This is a genomic window from Paenibacillus sp. FSL W8-0187, from assembly GCF_037969755.1.
Taxonomy (GTDB): domain Bacteria; phylum Bacillota; class Bacilli; order Paenibacillales; family Paenibacillaceae; genus Paenibacillus_AQ.
The window spans coordinates 2213755-2231575 of the sequence record NZ_CP150206.1 but is presented as its reverse complement, the minus strand read 5'-3'; the positions used below and the strand labels follow the sequence as shown (position 1 = coordinate 2231575).

Sequence of the window (17821 nt, the reverse complement as noted above, 5' to 3'; positions counted from 1 at the left end):
TATCTATTATAGATTTGCTTGCGCCATTTTACGATGCTTTTCTGCACGTTCGCGCTCACTCTTGTTCAAGATCTTCTTACGAAGACGAACGGACTTCGGCGTAATCTCGCAATACTCGTCATCGTTCAAGTATTCAAGCGCTTGTTCCAGTGAGAAAATAATCGGTGTTTTCAATTTAACCGTGTCGTCCTTCGTTGCCGAACGAACGTTGGTCAATTGCTTCTCTTTACAAATATTTACGACGATATCGTTATCGCGGGTATGCTCCCCGACAATCATACCTTCATAAATCTCAGTTCCCGGTTCCAGGAACAGGGTACCGCGGTCTTCCACTGACATCATGCCATAGAACGTTGAAGATCCGTTCTCCGTGGAAACCAGTACGCCTTGGTGACGTCCGCCCACTTGACCGCCAATAAGCGGACCGTAGCTGTCGAATGCGTGGTTCATAATACCATAACCGCGTGTCAAGGTCAGGAAATGGGTACGGTAACCGATAAGTCCACGAGCGGGAATCAGGAATTCCAAACGCACTTGACCATTTCCGTTATTCACCATGTTCACCATTTCAGCCTTGCGTGTTCCGAGACTTTCCATAACAGAACCCATGCTTTCTTCTGGTACATCGATCATAAGACGTTCGATCGGCTCCATTTTGACGCCATCAATTTCTCTAACGATAACTTCTGGTTTGGATACTTGAAGCTCATAACCTTCACGACGCATATTCTCAATCAAAATACTGAGGTGAAGCTCACCGCGTCCCGATACGATATAGGCATCAGGGCTCTCCGTCTCATCCACTCTCAAACTTACGTCCGTTTCCAGTTCTTTGAAGAGGCGGTCACGCAGCTTACGGGATGTTACCCATTTGCCTTCGCGTCCGGCAAAAGGACTGTTGTTAACAAGGAACGTCATTTGCAGGGTTGGTTCATCAATTTTAAGGACAGGCAATGCCTCAGGATTCTGTGGATCCGCAATGGTCTCTCCAATGTTAATGTCTTTGATACCTGCGATTGCCACGATGTCGCCACCACCTGCTTCAGCAACCTCGATCCGCTTCAATCCTTGGAAGCCGAACAGCTTCTCGATACGGGCACTCTTGGTGGAACCATCACGAAGCATAACGGTAACCGGTTGGCCTTGCTTAATGATACCGCGGTTCACACGGCCGACGGCAATACGGCCCAGATATTCATTGTAATCCATCAAGGTAACGAGGAACTGAAGAGGCTCGTCCACTTTCTCAGTAGGGGATGGGATATGGTCAATAATGGTCTCGTAAAGAGCAAGCATGTTATCATCTTGCTTCTCCGGATCCAGACTTGAAGTACCGTTTAGGGCTGATGCATATACAACGGGGAAGTCCAGTTGGTCGTCATTCGCACCAAGCTCAATGAACAGATCAAGCACTTCATCGATCACTTCTGCTGGGCGGGCGGCCGGACGGTCAATTTTGTTCACAACGACGATTGGAGTCAAGTTATGTGCAAGAGCTTTACCTAGCACAAACTTGGTCTGAGGCATACATCCTTCATAAGCGTCAACAACGAGCAGAACGCCGTCAACCATTTTCATAATACGCTCAACTTCACCACCGAAATCGGCGTGTCCAGGTGTATCCACAATGTTAATCAAGAAATCTTTATACGTAATAGCCGTATTCTTGGCTAGGATGGTAATTCCGCGTTCGCGCTCCAAATCATTGGAGTCCATCGCGCGTTCCTGCAGCGTCTCATGCTCCCGGAAAATACCGGACTGCTGCAGCAGTTGGTCTACAAGTGTTGTTTTGCCATGGTCAACGTGAGCAATAATGGCAATGTTGCGAATCTGATCTCTTGATTGCATAAATATATCTCAAATCCCTTCTGTTCGAATGAGCCACAAAGAAAGCGCCGGACGACATGCCGACGCTTCAACATACATCCTATAATATAGGTAAACGAGCGGGAAAATCAAGTCTTTTCAGAAAACTTCCAGCAACTTTTACCTCTTACTAATTACCAACCTCTGCTCCATTTATTATTGCGCCCGGAACGATTGCGGCCAAAGATCATCCAAATGCCCGCTGCGATTAAGATCAGGGCAATAATGTAGAACGCCCCTGTCTCAAGCCAGGTGAAGATGAAAATCAAAACGGAAAGCACCGTCAGTCCAAGCGCAACCGGCAGCGCTGCGCCAGGTCGCGGGCTCTCGTACAGATAATATTCATACAAGCCGACAGCCACACCGAGAATTAACACAGGCCATAATGAAGCCATCAGTCCCCATCCCCCGATATTACATATGAAGAACAGAAGGCCATATACCGTCAGAATACCGCCTGGAATCAGAATTGCGGCAGAGGCACGGCGACCAAAAAACATGATATGCAAAAAAATACCCGGCAGCAGCAGGACGAGCGGCCATAACGTTCTTCCCAGAAATCCAAACACACCAAGCTTACCGAGCAAAATAACGACTCCAGCAACAACGATGAATATACCCAACGCCAAATCTTTTCTGGAGGACATTTGATCACCCTCTCTTCAATATATGTATCACCAAAAATAGCGGTTTCTAAAAGAAGCAGTTACGTTAATTTTAGCCCAAACCGACAAAAAAAACCATATCCCGAGCTTGTTCCACTTGAAATAACCTAGGCCCGCCTCATATACCTGCATGAAGCTAACAAAAAATGGACAACTGCACAAGACAGTCGTCCATTTTTGGATTGAACACTCCCGTTTACGCGAATAGGCTGTTGAAGTAAAATCCCGTTACATACCTGGCCGTCTTACTGTCTGTAATCCGCCAATGAGTACGACAGCACCTGCAATAACAATTGGCAGCAGATTGTGGGCATAAGGCATCCAGTAAGCCAGAATCAGCCCTACGCGAGAATCCTGTATGAGCATTTCACCTGCTGTAAAAGCTAGAATGCCGGCACCTATGTAAAGCAGCACGGGAAACTTGTGAAGCAGGTTTGAGATCATCCCGCTTCCCCATACAACGATGGGAATGCTTAATAATATTCCGATGACAATCAAGGAAAGATCGCCTTTTGCAAGCCCCGCAATGGCCAAGACATTATCCAGGCTCATCACGAAATCGGCAACCAAAATTGTATTGACAGCGGCCCATATCGTTGAAGCTTTGGCCAAGCTTGCATGGTCATGTTCCTTTTGCATCATGAGTTTGACTGCGATCCAGATCAACAGTAATGCGCCGCCAGCCTGCAAAAATGGGATTTTCAGCAGCAACACCGCCAAAAAAGTCAGAATACACCGTAAGAGAACAGCCCCTGCAGTCCCGATCCAGACCGCCCGTCTGCGATGTATTTCGGGAAGGTCTTTGCTGGCCATCGCGATAACCAGGGCATTGTCGCCACTGAGTACAAGGTTGATCATCAATATCTGTCCCAATAAAAAAATCGTCTCCACTAGAACAACACCCCCACTCTACACATATGTGGTAATGGTCCAGGCTATGCTTGCACAACGGGAAAAATAGGCCTATAATTAATCCACTTTGTTTAATGGTGGAACCGTATTCTAAGAGGAGTGACATTCATGGAAACCACAGCCGCTGAATTTTTTCTTGCATTAATCAACATTGTCTTTTTGGATCTGATCTTGGCCGGGGACAATGCCATTGTGATCGGTCTTGCAGCACGTAATCTTCCGAAGGAAACCCAGAAAAAAGCAATTATCTACGGCACTGCCGGAGCTGTTATTCTTCGTATCATTGCCACCATCCTCGTTGTCTGGCTGCTTAACATCCCTTGGTTGCTGCTTGTGGGAGGTGTACTCCTGATTGGCATTGCCTACAAGCTGATGACCGACGACAATAATGACCACGACAATATAAAAGCCGGCAAAAGCCTTGGTGCTGCCATTCGTACCATCATTGTAGCCGACGCTGCTATGGGTCTTGACAATGTCATTGCCGTTGCAGGCGCAGCCAAACACAATGTGATCCTTGTAACGCTAGGCCTGCTCATCAGTGTACCCATCGTGGTATGGGGCAGCACATTGTTTATCAAACTGATCAACCGTTTCCCATGGATTATCTATGTAGGCTCTGCGGTGCTTGCATACACGGCGTCCTCCATGATTACCGAAGAGAAGCATTTTCTGGGATATTTCGAAGCGCATCAGCTTATAAAATATCTCTTCATAGCTGCCATCATTATCGGTGTGCTGACTGCAGGACATCTGAGAAAGAGATCTGCCGGGCGCCGCAAGTCATCTACCCAGTCATAATTGAAACTCCATACGTGCGATAAAAACAACACCCCAAGGCTTCCAAGAAGCTTTGGGGTGTTGTTTATGTTGACCTTCGCTTGAACCTCGATTAGAACCAGTCTTCGTTTACCACGGGCTCCGCATGCTTCTCGCCTAGCTCGCCGATTTTGCTATCCGGGGTTATGATCACAGTCTCCGTACCTTCAATCGCTGCCTCGATCCGTGCAGGTAGCTCGGTAATGGAAGCCTCCACCTTCTCGATGATTTTCAAATTCGGATTAGTGGTGGGTGATTTAGGCACAAACAACGTACAGCAATCCTCATACGGCAAAATCGATGTCTCGAATGTGCCGATGTCCATCGCGATATTGATGATATCGTTCTTATCCATCATAACGAGCGGCCGCAGCAGCGGCAGCTCGGTGGCTCTGCCGATCACATTCATACTCGGCAGCGTCTGACTGGCAACTTGTCCGAGACTGTCTCCCGTCACGATAGCTAATGCCCCTTCCCGCTCCGCAAGCGAGGAAGCAATCCGTAACATCGCTCTGCGCATAAACGTAATGATCAGATTATCCTGGCCGATACCGACAAATGAAGTCTGTACATCGGTAAACGGAACCAGGTGGAGCTTGATTTTGCCGGTGAAGCCCGATAACAGCCTGGTTAGCTCCATTACCTTTTCCTTCGCCAGTTGGCTCGTGTAAGGGAAGCTGTAGAAGTGTACACATTCAATTTCAAGGCCTCTGCGCATGGCCGACCAGCCCGCTACAGGGCTATCAATCCCCCCCGAGAGGAGCAGCATGGCCTTCCCATTCGTACCAATCGGGTACCCGCCGGCGCCTGGGATTACTTCATAATACAAATACGTCTCGTTCTCCCGAATTTCCACGCGAAGCTCCATATCGGGCTGCTTTACCTTTACTTTAAGCTGGGGATATGTTCGCAGCAAAGGCGATCCGACGAAATGGTTCATCTCTTGCGAGGAGTGTGAGAATTGTTTCCACACCCTTCTCGCATTGACTTTGAAGGTCGACGGGTCAGCCAGTTCCTTCTGTCCCACAAAATCAATCGCTGTTTCGATAATGCGGTCAAGCTCGGAAGGACATACGCGAACCGGACTGATGGAAACAAGACCAAATACTTTTTTTAGAACTTGGATCAGAGCCTCGGGTGACTCCCCGTTAAGCTCGACGTACAAGCGGCCGTATTCCTTTACGATTTTTGCTCCCGGAAACGGTTTGAGCACGCTTCGAATATGATTCAATACCGATCTCTCGAATCGGTTGCGGTTTTTGCCTTTTAGGGTAAATTCGCCAAAGCGAAGCAGCAGTTTATCGTAAGTCATCATCTCCGGTTACCCTCTCTTTCTATAATGGGACGCAGGTTCCCGCAAACTTTTGCCAAGACTTCGACTAGTCGCGCTGCATCGCTGAGCTGATGCTCTTTGCCAAGACTGATACGAATTCCGGAGGAAGCAACGTCCATGTCCTTCCCCATCGCTAACAGGACCCGGCTGGGTTCGCTTAATTTAGAGGAACAAGCGGATTTGGTTGATACGAGCATGCCCATCTCTTCCAGAGCATGGACCATCACCTCGGGTTTTAATCCCGGATACGAAAAATGAAGGATATGTGGCGCACTCTGCTCACTGCTGTTTAACACCAATCCCGGAATTTTGTCGATGCCCTGGAGCAGAAGCTCCCTTAATTCCGTCATCCTTGCATAAAACTCGGGCTGGCGTTCTCTGGATAACCGCATGGCCTTCGACATCGCTACGGCTCCAGCAACATTCTCCGTTCCTGCCCGGTGCCCATTCTCTTGTGATCCGCCCGATACCAACGGGAACAACTGCACGCCCTGCTTAATGTACAGCACGCCCATTCCTCTCGGGCCATTGAATTTATGTGCAGACAGGCTGTATAAGTCGGCCTGCCACTGGGAAAGAGTAACCGGCAGCTTGCCAAATCCCTGTACGCCATCGATATGCAGCAGCGTTCGTGAATTTCGTTCCTTGACGATACGCCCCACTTCAGCCAGCGGCTGGACGGCCCCCGTCTCATTATTGACATGCATGATGCTGACAAGCACCGTATCTTTGCGCACAGCTTCCGTCAAAGCAGCCAGATCCACCACGCCGGCGGCATCCACCGGGAGATAGGTCACTTCCCATCCCAGCGTTTCCAGCTGTTTGCAGCATTCAAATACGGAAGGATGCTCGGTTCCGGTCGTGATGATATGCCGGCCCCGGCTGCTGTACTGCATCGCAGCCCCTTTAATCGCCATGTTATTGCCTTCGGTTGCCCCGGATGTGAATACGATCTCCGTAGGCTGAACGTCCAGCGCGGCTGCACACACCTCTCTTGCCTTCTTCAGCAGTTTAGCGGCAGCCTCGCCTGAACGATGAAGTGCTGACGGATTAGCATAATGCATCTTCATCACTTCCGCCATCGTATCCACTACTTCATCGTAGGGAGGGGTCGTTGCAGCGTGGTCCCAATATATCAAGGTAATTTCCCCTTTCCATCATACGCAATCGCACGTTGTAAAACTTATTATTCCAGACCTTTATATTTACACAAAAAGACCAAACGGTAAAGCCGCACTCCATCTTTAGATCGGACAAAGTGGCGCTTATCGTTTGATCCTCTATCAGGTTACTATTTATCCCCATGCGGGTTTATAAAGTGTATTTGGATCGTGCATTCATGACTTTACCAATGTATGCCTGGGTTTCCTCGGGTAATTCATGAGCAACGGACATCAGCTCTTCATCACTGGAGACACCCAAATTCGCGATACGGGTTGGACCAGCATTATACGCTGCGAGTACCATAGCCATTTCTCCGCCAAACCGCTGAATCAGATTGGACAGATATTTAGTACCGCCTTCGATGTTCTGAGCCGGATCAAAAGGGTTGCTTACCCCAAGTCCCCTTGCTGTGCCGTCCATCAGCTGCATCAGGCCCTTGGCCCCCGCAGAGGACACCGCATTCGGATTAAAGGAGGATTCCGCATCGATGACCGCTTTAATCAGCGATACCGGCACTCCATACCGTTCCCCTGCCGCTGTAATTAAATCCTCAAAGGTTGTTGGCTTTGTTGCCCCCGTGTCATGCACGACCCCCTCCATTGGTATAGACGAGGCGGATTCATCTAAAGCTCCTAGCTGCTGCCACAACAGTCCATCCTTAAAGGTTACTCCCGGCGCAAGCTGTGTCATGGAACGTTCAACCGGCTTGGAGGTGGAATCTTCGGCAAGCAAGCTGCTTAGCACATTGACAAATCCGGTTGCCGACTCGGTGGAATTCGTATTCATCTGTGGTATATCCGTCATTTGCTTCCATGATATCGGATCTATTTGCATCGTTTAACTCACTTTCTGCAGCAAAATTTCAAACTTGTCCTTTATTTTATCATGGAACTGGAACAATCTGCTAGACCTATTCGGCAAAAAAATAAGCGAATCAACCACTCACTGGTTGACCCGCCTATATTCACATCATTACAAAATGAATTACCTACTGAAAGGAATCAAGATAAAATAACTGAGGGTTGCCAATATGCCGAGTCCGATCGACCACGCGCCTGTCGTTCTGCTGCCTTTGCTGTACGCGTAATATCCAACAACCGCTGCGATGGGCCCCAGGATAACCGACCACATGAACAAGGAGGCGATGCCCAATACCAAGCCCACATATCCGACAGTACGTCCGGTAGAAACGTCTGCTTTATCCTCGTCTGCTCTTCGTGTTGAGGCATCCATAGGGGGAGCAACCTCAGTTGCATATTCTTCACGATGATCTTTGCGCGGGAAGTCTACCCTGTTTCGCTTGCCTTCAACAACCTTCATTTTGTGATTGCGATGTTTTTTATCCATAAACGTGCTTCCTCCATTTCCATCATCCTAAAGTGCCCAGCACCCGGACTTTATCCGGCTTTTTTCCTGTCAGCCCTTCGGCTTAAAGGTCAAACAGCAGGTCTCGGAAGACTTGTCAGCAACATCCTGATGGTCGTCTACGTAAGGCTCTGCTCCATACTCTTCATTGAGTTTCACATTCGCATGACGGTCAATTTCAATCATAATCATCTCGGCATGACATAAGTTTTGTTCTCCCCAGTAATGGCAATTGCTGACACTGCACTTCACTAATGGTTTGGCTTCGTTGGCCATTTTAGCATCACCTCGTCAACATTTTTTCCTTAGTTTACTGCCGGTATGCACAAGAACGATTGTCAGTTGGTGCCTAAGCAGCAAAACGCAAAAAGAGATGCCAATGGTTGGCATCTCATGTGTATTCCTTAATATGTTAAGCGTGACTTTTCTCTGATTGCATACGGCGCTCCGTCAAATAATCGCTTTCGTAATAAGCAAGATCATCACGTAGCTCTTCATAAATCTTGGTAATGTTCATAATGACATCACGGGCAGGACGAACCGGCTTCTTCCGGAAACGAATCGCATCCTGTCCGGTATAGGCGTAACGACCATCTTCGGAATAGCTTTCATTTTTGGGATAGAAGAAACTGTTAACACAGCGGTGATACAAATTATACAAAGCCTTCTCGGCAAAATCGATATCAAAATTAGGGCGACGCTGTACAACACCTAGCTTCTCATAGGAAACTTCAGAAAACACAAGCAAATGGCGAACATCCGACAGAAATCCTTTGTAAAAATGAACGGTTTCCTCGTCCTGTTCCGTTACCAATTGGGATAAAGCATGTTCGTTCAAAAACGTTTCCATAATCGAAATAGCAGATTTCAACTTTTCTCTGGACTCTGAGCATAATTTCTGAAGATTGTCTGCTGGCATTACGATAGATCCCCCTTAAATGGTCGTGACCCTACAGGTCATATAACCTGGCGGCCGTTATAATATGTACTATCCTAACACAAATTTTGGGATAACGAAATCCCTATCATGAATACACTTACACGGTTATTTTTAGTACATTTCATTTTGCGAACTCACATCCGTTTTATCACGAAATGGAACGCATAAAAAGGATTCACTCTTCCCACGCTAAGACTACTTAAATCATGAAATGCGGCGAGGAGGAAAACTTGTGAAATCTCGTACCCTGTGGAGCATCCTAGGTGCAGCGTCAGTTCTTGGCGCGCTTCTGATCTTACTGTTCATCCCCGGTTCGAAACAGCCTGCTCCAACAGCTGAACCGGCACAGCCTTTAAGGCCCCAAGAGGAGAACAAGGCCAAGCACTTTACTATGCAAAGCGATATCCAGGCAACGGATCAACTAAACCGTATTGATGCAAAAGGCCATCTGCGCAGGATGCTGAACAATAACGCTTTGCGCAGCCCAGGTCAAATAAAAGCCTATACGCAAAAAGAACAAAAGTTTCACAAGCATTTTCAGCAAGTACGGTGGTATAACCTTAAGCAAAACACAATGACAGATATACAGGGTCTGCTTCCCAAAATGAGCAAAAAAGATAAAAAACTGATTACCGATCATTTCCAAATCGCGCAGCAGAAACTTAAACGGGGAGAAACTTATGATTCACCCAAGTTCAATGTCGCGGGACAGCCTTATTTTGTTGTTGCCGAGCCGTCCAAGGATGGCAAATATGGCGCCGCTGCTTTGGTTAATCAAGGCATACTGCATGAAGTAAGCAATCACCAGAAGCGGAATCTGCGATTAATTCCGTACCCAAAGGAAGGAAAATTCAAGGTCGAATCCATTCATGCGGATACCCTCTCCGACATCACCGTCAAAACCGGACATGATAATGAAAAGGCCAGTCACTTTTACGAAAATGAAATTGTGGTGTCCTTTCAAAATGAGCCGTCACAGCAGCAGCTCCACGATATCTCTAAGGAAATATCGTGTGAAACTCCGAGGAAACTTGGCTATGCTTATGTTTTCCGTTCCAAGGATATGGACTACCTTAAACTCCGCTCCTATTTCGAGCAGAAGTGGAAACCCAAATATACCGAGCCTCACTACATCTATTTAACCAATGATCGCATCCATCAATCCAGGGTAAGCTCGGATTCCTTACCGGATGGAGCGAACGCGCAGGTCAATATCCCGAATGATTTGCTGTTTTCTGAGTATCAGTGGAATTTGCCCGTCATTGAGACGAACCGGGGTTGGGATTTGTCCAGGGGCAGTGAAGATGTGATCATTGCAGTCGTTGATACGGGAGTGGATCTTCAGCATTCCGATTTGAATGGGCAGTTGGTGGAAGGGTACAACATCGTAGATAAGGACAAGCAGCCCTTGGATGATGTTGGTCATGGAACGCATGTGGCCGGGATCATCGGCGCCCTGGTCAATAACGGTGAAGGTGTTGCCGGGGTAAGCTGGTACAACAAAATCATGCCGGTCAAAGCGCTTGACGGATCCGGATCAGGAACAACCTATGCCGTCGCAGAAGGGATTATTTGGGCGACAGATCACGGAGCCAAGGTGATCAATATGAGTCTAGGCAACTATGCGGACTCCCAGTTCCTGCATGATGCCGTGAAATATGCTTATGACCGTGACGTTGTCCTTGTTGCCGCCTCAGGCAATGACAACACGGAGCGCCCTGGTTATCCTGCCGCCTATCCGGAAGTGCTGGCCGTCGCCGCAACGGATTCCAATCAGAAGCGGGCGGAATATTCCAACTACGGCGATTATATCGACGTGGCTGCTCCAGGGACCAATATTGCAAGCACCTTTCCAGGGAATCAATACGCGGCTCTATCCGGAACCTCCATGGCTAGCCCCCACGCAGCTGCCATGGCCGGTCTCATTCGTTCCCTTAACCCTGACCTGACCAATCAGGAAGTCATGGACGCCATGATAAACCAAGCGGTCGATCTTGGCGATAAAGGAAAAGATAAATATTACGGTCATGGTCAGATTGATATTTTCCAATCCTTGAAATCGGTTGGCGTGCCCGAAGTCCCACTCCAAATGTGGCCAGGTCAAACGCTTCGGAATCTGGAGCGGGAGCTTCGCAAATTAAACAGCTCAAAGGAATAAAATAATCGAAATAAAGCAGCTTCCGCCTCGCTAGCGTTAGCTGCTTTATTCATACTCAGAAGCAAGGCGCCGTTACATTTATTTCTTGCGGCGGGAACGGCTAGCACGTGCTGCAGCTTTCTTCGAACGCTTGCCGGATACGGTAACTCCGCCATAGCCTGCCTTCTCGGATACGACTTCTTCTTCGCTGTACGTATATACATGTTTTTCTACAGGTACACAGTGAATCTTATCCACCACTTTAATCGGATGAATAACGGGTACAATTTGCGGTACATAGTGGTCTCTAACGACAACGATCGGTTCGCACACTATCGGTGACACAGGAGGACATGGATTTTCGTTAAAACAAGACATGTTTTTTGCATCTCCTTTCCGTTGATGATTATAGCTTATTACCCAAAGGGCTATTTGGTATGGACGATTATCCTTAAAGGGCGGATGAACTCCCAATATTTTCACAAAACCATAAGAAAAACGTCTATCGACGTACATTCTCAGAAGACAGACCGCGGTTAGAGGAAGTTTTTCTTGCGATATCAGGAAGACCCAAGCTTCGAAGTTTATACTTTCTGATATCTAAAAGAAAAACGTCTATCGACGTACTTTCTCAGAAGACAGACCGCGGTTGGAGGAAGTTTTTCTTGCGATATCAGGAAGACCCAAGCTTCGAAGTTTATACTTTCTGATATCTAAAAGAAAAACGTCTATCGACGTACTTTCTCAGAAGACAGACCGCGGTTGGAGGAAGTTTTTCTTGCGATATCAGGAAGACCCAAGCTTCGAAGTTTATACTTTCTGATATCTTGAAAAAACGCGCATTTCCTTTACACACCTGATGAGGAATGTAAAGAAAATGCGCGTTTGTACCATTGCGATATCCGTAAAACAATATGTTGTTCAGTTGGGAAAGCTTTCCGTAAGCCGGGTTCTGTGCTCTTCGTGGTCATAGCGGGAACTACCCTGCCACCATGAGCGACAATCATCTATCTAGGCCGATCATTACTAATCGGCTCAAGCGACCAACCCGGACGCGCCTCGGGCTAAGGCTGTCTCCTCGAAGGAGACTGCGTCCCATTAGGTCTTGCTCCAGGTGGGGTTTACCAGGAACGAAGTCACCAGCGTTCCTCGGGGTCTCTTACACCTCGGTTCCATCCTTGCCTGTGCCACCCTAAGGCGGCCATCGGCGGTCCATTTCTGTGGCACTATCCTTCAACTCGCGCTGACTGGACGTTATCCAGCACCCTGCCCTATGGAGCCCGGACTTTCCTCTCGCGGCTTTGACGCCGCCAGCGATTGTCTGTCAAACTTTCCGGACAACATTATATATTATACAGTGATTTGAAGCGGTACACAACCCATTAAACATTAACAACAACTGATTAATTTCCCAGCTTGGACGACGTAATGTTCATGGTCACGTGTTAAAAAGAGAACCCTTTTCCATGCCTTACAATGCTGTTCTTTAAACGAACTGGAACGGCTCTGTATTGATGCGGGAAGCGACAACCCGGGTTTCGTACTTATGCTCCTGCAGTTTCTGCTCCATCCACTCGGCCACTTTGACCTTCATGATCTTCTCGGCATTATGACCCGGATCAATGATCGTAAGTCCCGCTGCAAGGGCATCCTGTGCCGTATGATAATCCACATCTCCCGTGACCAGCACATCAGCTCCTCGGAACAGTGCTTTCATCATGTAGCGTCCTCCGGAGCCCCCTATGACGGCCGCCTTGCGGATGGTTCGGTCAAGGTCACCTACGACACGAACATGAGGGACCTCCAGTTTCTCTTTTACCACGTCTACCAGCTCAGCCAACGTCTTAGGCTCCTTTAGCTTACCGACCCGGCCAAGACCAAGGGATCTACCCTTAAGATCCATCGCATACAGATCATAGGCAACCTCTTCATAAGGATGCGCCTTCAGCATGGCCTGGATCACTTTATTTCGGATGGCATGAGGAACAATCGTCTCGATCCGTACCTCATTTGCACGTTCCATCTTGCCTTCCTTACCTAGAAAAGGATTACTGCCTTCTCGCGGAACATAGGTGCCAAAGCCCTCGATGTTGAAGCTGCAGTGGCTGTAATTTCCGATCCAGCCTGCACCAGCGCCGAGCACAGCATCCAGCACCTCTTGATGATGGCTCTTCGGCACAAATACCACCAGCTTGGACAACTGTTCATTATGCATATCATGAATAGGCGACGTATTCTCGATTGCCAAGGCTTCCGCCATCCAATCGTTCATCCCGCCTTCGGTTACGTCCAAATTGGTATGACTTATATATACCGCAATGTCGTGTTTGATCAGCTTCTCGTATACCTTGCCCATTGGGGTATCCGTCTGCAATTGTTTCAGCGGACGGTATATAATTGCATGATGCGCGATAATCAGGTCAGCTCCAAGCTCGATGGCTTCATCCACCACTTCATCATTGACATCCAGTGCAATCAGCACCGTGCGAATGTCCTTTTGCAATGTTCCAAGCTGGAGTCCGATTCGGTCATCGGGTTCGGCCACGTGCTTCGGGGCCAATTGCTCCATGTATTGAATTACCGTTTGTCCTTTGGCAAGCATGCCAGCACCTCCTGAATAAACTCGATATCCGATCGAATCTCACTCGCCTTATCGGCTGCCGTGGTGAGATCTGAACGCGAAAGCGATTGAAGAATATGCCCCAGCTTCTCCATCTCCGACTTCCATTTATCGTAGAACACCGGATTCGGGGACTTCGTCAGCCAAGGTCCCATACGGAAAAGCCAGTCCGTGGATAACCGGACACCGTCTCCAATCGTCCTTTCCGTGTAAACCTGCTCATTCGTCAGGTCTGTTGTATGCGAAGGCTCGGCGATCAGCACTTCGTAAATTTTGCCGTCTTCCTCCAGGATCAACTCCTCGATCAGCACCCAGCCATGGGAGTACAGCCATTTACGCAAGATATCTTCTCCTACATTTGGCTGCAGAACCAGCCTGCGGACGCCTTCCAGCTTATTGATGCCGCGGTCCAAAATCGCTGCAATTAGGCTGCCGCCCATACCGGCAATCGTAATGACGTCGGCCTCACCGGCTGAGAGTACGTTCAAACCGTCTCCTCTTCGCACACTGATGACATCCGTCATCCCTGATTCGATGACCTGCTTGACAGCAGCATCATACGGGCCGGGATTAACTTCACCGGCGATCGCTTGAATTGCAGCTCCGCTCTCTACGGCAGCCACAGGCAGCAGGGCATGATCGGAACCGATATCTGCAAGTCGGCTGCCGCGTGGAATCTTCTCCAGTATTTGCGTTAATCTTCTTGATAATTTCACGGTTGACACACCTTACCATTCCATATTTTCGTCCAAATCACGATCTATTCCTTACCCTAACAGAGACGATACCAAACTGCAAACCGGCAAAGCCGGTGAAAATAAGTTGTGCCAGGTCATTTGCAATGGGTCTGAAAAAGAGCTAAAATAAAGACCAATAAAACAAATGCAGGAAGAAATTCCATAACCAAGAAACTTATACATGCGATGCATGAATTCGAAAAAAAGGACCTGCTGCCGTTACTGCAGAAGGTCCGTGGATTAAGCTATTCGAGAAAATCCTTTAACCGCTTGCTGCGGCTTGGGTGACGAAGCTTACGGAGCGCTTTCGCTTCGATCTGCCGAATCCGTTCGCGTGTAACACCGAACACTTTGCCGACCTCTTCCAGTGTTCTCGTGCGCCCATCATCGAGTCCGAAACGAAGACGAAGGACATTCTCCTCGCGCTCTGTCAGCGTATCCAGCACATCTTCGAGCTGTTCCTTTAGAAGTTCGTAAGCAGCCGCATCCGCAGGAGCGAGCGCTTCCTGATCCTCGATGAAATCGCCAAGATGGGAATCGTCTTCTTCACCGATTGGCGTTTCCAGCGAAACCGGCTCCTGGGCAATCTTCATAATCTCCCGAACTTTTTCAACACTGAGTTCCATCTCTGCAGCAATTTCCTCCGGCGAAGGCTCGCGTCCGAGCTCCTGCAGAAGCTGTCTGGATACACGAATCAGTTTGTTGATGGTCTCCACCATATGCACAGGAATTCGGATGGTACGGGCCTGGTCAGCAATAGCACGGGTGATCGCTTGGCGAATCCACCAGGTTGCATACGTACTGAATTTGAAACCCTTTTTGTAATCGAACTTCTCCACGGCTTTGATCAAACCCATGTTGCCCTCCTGAATCAAATCCAGGAACAGCATTCCTCGTCCGACATAACGCTTCGCGATACTTACAACAAGACGCAGGTTGGCTTCGGCCAGACGGCGCTTGGCTTCCTCATCCCCCTGTTCAATCCGGTTGGCAAGTTCAATCTCATCATCCGCGGACAACAGCGGAACCCGTCCAATTTCCTTCAGGTACATCCGCACCGGATCGTTAATCTTAATCCCCGGAGGCAGTGAAAGATCGTCGTCAAACCCAAAATCCTCATTATCATGGGATTCAGAATCTCCCGATTGCCGGTGAGTACCCTCTTCATCATTCTCATTTACTACATCGATACCCAGGTCGGCCAGCTGCTCATAGAACTCTTCCATCTGCTCCGTGTCCTGATCAAATGGCGATAATTTCTCCATAATATCTTTATAGCTCAATACGGATCTCTTTTTACCCTGTTCAATCAACTGATCCTTGACTTGATCCAGCGTAAATTCCGTTTCTAGTTCAGTATGCTGATCATTCGCCATCATTCGACTCCCTCCTCCCTAGAAACAGCAATGTGCGGGGCTTCATTGTCTTTCTAGGGCGATAATCTCACTTGCAATTTGTGCGGCTCGCAAAAAATCACCTGAGCGCTCCGCTTTTATCATCTCTTCTTTTTTCTGGTCGATCTCTCTCTGCTGCGGAAATTTCAGCACCTCACGTATGCAATCATCGAGCACTTGAACATTCCACTCGGCTGGTGCTTCCATCATCATGATCGAGCTGACCGTCATTTCCAAACGATCGTCGTGGAGCAATGACATGAAACGGCTGATATCCGGAGATTTACCCTGTGCGTAAAAAGCATATAGATAAGCAGCAATTGCCGCATGATCTTCAATATTAAACGCTTCTCCCAGGCGATCGCCAACGTATCGCGCGGCTTCCGCATCCTGCAGCATCAGCGACAGCAGCCGCCGTTCTGCAGCATGGTAAGCAGGCAGAAGTACCGGGGCGGGCTGGCGCCCTTTTTTATGCCTACCATTATTCCACCTTTTTTCCTTATTATCCCCATCGCCCATCTTTTTTTGCATCGATTGCCGTAGCAGATTGCAATCCTGCTTAAGACTTTCGTAGGAAAGATGAAGCTCGGAGGACAATTCCCTCAAGTAAACTTCTCGTTCAGTTGAGGAATTCAGTACTGCGATAATGGGCAATGCCTCTTTGGCGTACGCAATCTTACCATCTTCTTCTAGCAGTATATGGTTTTTCTTCAGATATATAAGTTTAAATTTTGTTGTTGAAACAGCTGTTTCTACTACCTGCCTGAAACGCTCGGCACCGAATTTGCGGATGTAATCATCGGGATCCATTCCTTCGTTCACCAAAGCGATTCGTACTCTGAGACCAACGCCTTCCAGCATTGGAATGACTTTTAACGCAGCAGCCATACCGGCTTTATCACCGTCATAGACAACAACAACTTCTTCAGCCACCGATTTCATGATTGCTACTTGGTTTTCCGTTAGAGAGGTCCCCATCGTTGCCACACCATTGTGAAGTCCTGCTTCCCATGACGAAATGACATCACCGTAACCTTCGAATAACAGAATTTGACGCAATTTGCGTATGGATGTCTTTGCCTGGTGCAGGTTGTACAATGTGCGGCTCTTATTAAATAGAAGTGTCTCCGGGGAATTCAGATACTTCGGTTGACCGTCCCCCAGTATTCTGCCAGCAAAAGCAATGACCTTGCCGCTGCGGTCATGTATCGGAAACATGATTCGTCCGCGAAAACGGTCGAGATAGCCTTCTTGTTCATTTCTTGCGGATAATAAACCGCCCTTTTCCATCTCTTTCAAGTCAAAGGCTCGCTTCGTCAGGAACTGAACCAGCGTGTCCCAACGATCTGGCGCATAACCGATTTGGAACTGGTCAATCATTTTGTCGCTCATTCCACGGGATCGTAAATACTTCATGGCTTCTGTACCATGCTCCGTATTCTTCAACAGGAAATGGTACAGCTTGGCGCTAAGCTCATAGGCTTCAATCAAACGTTCTTTTTCCGGATTACGAGGAATTACGGGAACTCCTTGACCTTCCGGCAACGAGATATCATTCTCTTCTGCCATTGTCTTTACGGCTTCGGGGAAAGAAAATCCTTCGATTTCCATTCTAAATTTAATGGCGTTTCCGCCCTTACCGCAGCCATAGCAGTAAAAGATTTGGCGTTCCGGTGTAACCGTAAAGGAAGGAGTCTTCTCTGAGTGAAACGGGCACAAGCCCTTCAGGTATTTCCCTTGTTTGGTAAGATGCACGTATTTGCTGACCGTGTCCACAATATCGCTTTTGGCCAGTACTTCCTCAATGACATCATCCGGAATATTACCTTGTCCGGTACTCATCCAAACCACCTTCATCTCTTTTGGCAC

General features: G+C 48.2%; 16 protein-coding genes and 1 other RNA gene. 2 read left to right on the top strand and 15 right to left on the bottom strand.

All coding sequences use genetic code 11. From position 1 onward, the window contains the following. Window positions 1-6: 6 nt before the first annotated feature. The 3 genes from typA to MKY48_RS09815 form a co-directional block, all read right to left on the bottom strand. On the bottom strand, window positions 7-1848 hold the full coding sequence (gene typA / locus MKY48_RS09825) for a translational GTPase TypA (protein ID WP_076320611.1): 1842 nt from the start codon (window positions 1846-1848) through the stop codon (window positions 7-9). A 152-nt stretch (window positions 1849-2000) separates the two neighbouring features. Continuing rightward, entirely contained in the window at window positions 2001-2513 is a 513-nt protein-coding gene (locus MKY48_RS09820; RefSeq protein ID WP_076320610.1) for a hypothetical protein, read from the bottom strand. A gap of 246 nt (window positions 2514-2759) precedes the next feature. After that, complete coding sequence (locus tag MKY48_RS09815) at window positions 2760-3422, bottom strand: TerC family protein (RefSeq protein WP_339292845.1); 663 nt, start codon at window positions 3420-3422, stop codon at window positions 2760-2762. Window positions 3423-3551: 129 nt separating this feature from the next. Here MKY48_RS09815 and MKY48_RS09810 point away from each other — a divergent pair, with 129 nt between their 5' ends. Then, the gene (locus tag MKY48_RS09810; protein WP_076320608.1) at window positions 3552-4244 is read left to right on the top strand and encodes a TerC family protein; all 693 of its coding nucleotides are present in this window, start codon (window positions 3552-3554) and stop codon (window positions 4242-4244) included. 91 nt (window positions 4245-4335) lie between these two features. Here MKY48_RS09810 and thiI read toward each other — a convergent pair whose 3' ends face one another. From thiI to MKY48_RS09780, 6 genes are all read right to left on the bottom strand, one after another. After that, entirely contained in the window at window positions 4336-5574 is a 1239-nt protein-coding gene (gene thiI, locus MKY48_RS09805) for a tRNA uracil 4-sulfurtransferase ThiI (protein ID WP_339293487.1), read from the bottom strand. Then, on the bottom strand, window positions 5574-6734 hold the full coding sequence (locus MKY48_RS09800) for a cysteine desulfurase family protein (protein ID WP_339292844.1): 1161 nt from the start codon (window positions 6732-6734) through the stop codon (window positions 5574-5576). Before MKY48_RS09800 ends, thiI begins: the two co-directional genes overlap by 1 nt. 172 nt (window positions 6735-6906) lie before the next feature. Continuing rightward, complete coding sequence (locus MKY48_RS09795) at window positions 6907-7593, bottom strand: lytic transglycosylase domain-containing protein (RefSeq protein WP_339292843.1); 687 nt, start codon at window positions 7591-7593, stop codon at window positions 6907-6909. A gap of 150 nt (window positions 7594-7743) precedes the next feature. Then, a complete protein-coding gene (locus MKY48_RS09790; protein ID WP_076320604.1) occupies window positions 7744-8106 on the bottom strand; it encodes a hypothetical protein in 363 nt (120 codons plus the stop codon). 69 nt (window positions 8107-8175) lie between these two features. Then, window positions 8176-8400 (bottom strand): DUF1540 domain-containing protein, encoded by a 225-nt coding sequence (locus tag MKY48_RS09785; protein WP_006209042.1) that lies wholly within the window; start codon window positions 8398-8400, stop codon window positions 8176-8178. A 136-nt stretch (window positions 8401-8536) separates the two neighbouring features. Then, window positions 8537-9043, bottom strand: a complete 507-nt coding sequence (locus tag MKY48_RS09780; RefSeq protein WP_006209041.1) for a YpuI family protein — start codon at window positions 9041-9043, stop codon at window positions 8537-8539. A 253-nt stretch (window positions 9044-9296) separates the two neighbouring features. Here MKY48_RS09780 and MKY48_RS09775 point away from each other — a divergent pair, with 253 nt between their 5' ends. After that, complete coding sequence (locus MKY48_RS09775) at window positions 9297-11222, top strand: S8 family peptidase (RefSeq protein ID WP_339292842.1); 1926 nt, start codon at window positions 9297-9299, stop codon at window positions 11220-11222. Window positions 11223-11300: 78 nt separating this feature from the next. Here the strand turns inward: MKY48_RS09775 and MKY48_RS09770 are convergent, their stop codons facing one another. The 6 genes from MKY48_RS09770 to dnaG form a co-directional block, all read right to left on the bottom strand. Beyond that, window positions 11301-11579 (bottom strand): hypothetical protein, encoded by a 279-nt coding sequence (locus MKY48_RS09770; RefSeq protein WP_339292841.1) that lies wholly within the window; start codon window positions 11577-11579, stop codon window positions 11301-11303. A 548-nt stretch (window positions 11580-12127) separates the two neighbouring features. Beyond that, window positions 12128-12534: RNase P RNA component class A (gene rnpB, locus MKY48_RS09765), an RNA gene on the bottom strand. Between the two features lie 153 nt (window positions 12535-12687). Next, entirely contained in the window at window positions 12688-13803 is a 1116-nt protein-coding gene (locus MKY48_RS09760; RefSeq protein ID WP_339292840.1) for a Nif3-like dinuclear metal center hexameric protein, read from the bottom strand. Then, window positions 13779-14537 carry a tRNA (adenine(22)-N(1))-methyltransferase TrmK gene (locus MKY48_RS09755; protein WP_339292839.1) on the bottom strand — a complete coding sequence of 253 codons (759 nt, stop codon included), beginning with the start codon at window positions 14535-14537 and terminating at the stop codon, window positions 13779-13781. The genes MKY48_RS09760 and MKY48_RS09755 overlap by 25 nt, the downstream gene beginning before the upstream one ends. 266 nt (window positions 14538-14803) lie before the next feature. After that, window positions 14804-15934: an RNA polymerase sigma factor RpoD gene (gene rpoD / locus MKY48_RS09750; protein WP_076321292.1), complete on the bottom strand. Its 1131-nt coding sequence runs from the start codon at window positions 15932-15934 to the stop codon at window positions 14804-14806. A 42-nt stretch (window positions 15935-15976) separates the two neighbouring features. Next, window positions 15977-17794 (bottom strand): DNA primase, encoded by a 1818-nt coding sequence (dnaG, locus tag MKY48_RS09745; protein WP_339292838.1) that lies wholly within the window; start codon window positions 17792-17794, stop codon window positions 15977-15979. Between the last annotated feature and the right edge of the window lie 27 nt (window positions 17795-17821).

Bases quoted from the DNA above. Each gene is read 5' to 3' on its own strand.
- typA (WP_076320611.1), bottom strand. From the start codon at position 1,848: ATGCAATCAAGAGATCAGATTCGCAACATTGCCATTATTGCTCACGTT.
- MKY48_RS09820 (WP_076320610.1), bottom strand. From the start codon at position 2,513: ATGTCCTCCAGAAAAGATTTGGCGTTGGGTATATTCATCGTTGTTGCT.
- MKY48_RS09810 (WP_076320608.1), top strand. From the start codon at position 3,552: ATGGAAACCACAGCCGCTGAATTTTTTCTTGCATTAATCAACATTGTC.
- thiI (WP_339293487.1), bottom strand. From the start codon at position 5,574: ATGACTTACGATAAACTGCTGCTTCGCTTTGGCGAATTTACCCTAAAA.
- MKY48_RS09795 (WP_339292843.1), bottom strand. From the start codon at position 7,593: ATGCAAATAGATCCGATATCATGGAAGCAAATGACGGATATACCACAG.
- MKY48_RS09790 (WP_076320604.1), bottom strand. From the start codon at position 8,106: ATGGATAAAAAACATCGCAATCACAAAATGAAGGTTGTTGAAGGCAAG.
- MKY48_RS09785 (WP_006209042.1), bottom strand. From the start codon at position 8,400: ATGGCCAACGAAGCCAAACCATTAGTGAAGTGCAGTGTCAGCAATTGC.
- MKY48_RS09780 (WP_006209041.1), bottom strand. From the start codon at position 9,043: ATGCCAGCAGACAATCTTCAGAAATTATGCTCAGAGTCCAGAGAAAAG.
- MKY48_RS09770 (WP_339292841.1), bottom strand. From the start codon at position 11,579: ATGTCTTGTTTTAACGAAAATCCATGTCCTCCTGTGTCACCGATAGTG.
- MKY48_RS09760 (WP_339292840.1), bottom strand. From the start codon at position 13,803: ATGCTTGCCAAAGGACAAACGGTAATTCAATACATGGAGCAATTGGCC.
- rpoD (WP_076321292.1), bottom strand. From the start codon at position 15,934: ATGGCGAATGATCAGCATACTGAACTAGAAACGGAATTTACGCTGGAT.
- dnaG (WP_339292838.1), bottom strand. From the start codon at position 17,794: ATGAGTACCGGACAAGGTAATATTCCGGATGATGTCATTGAGGAAGTA.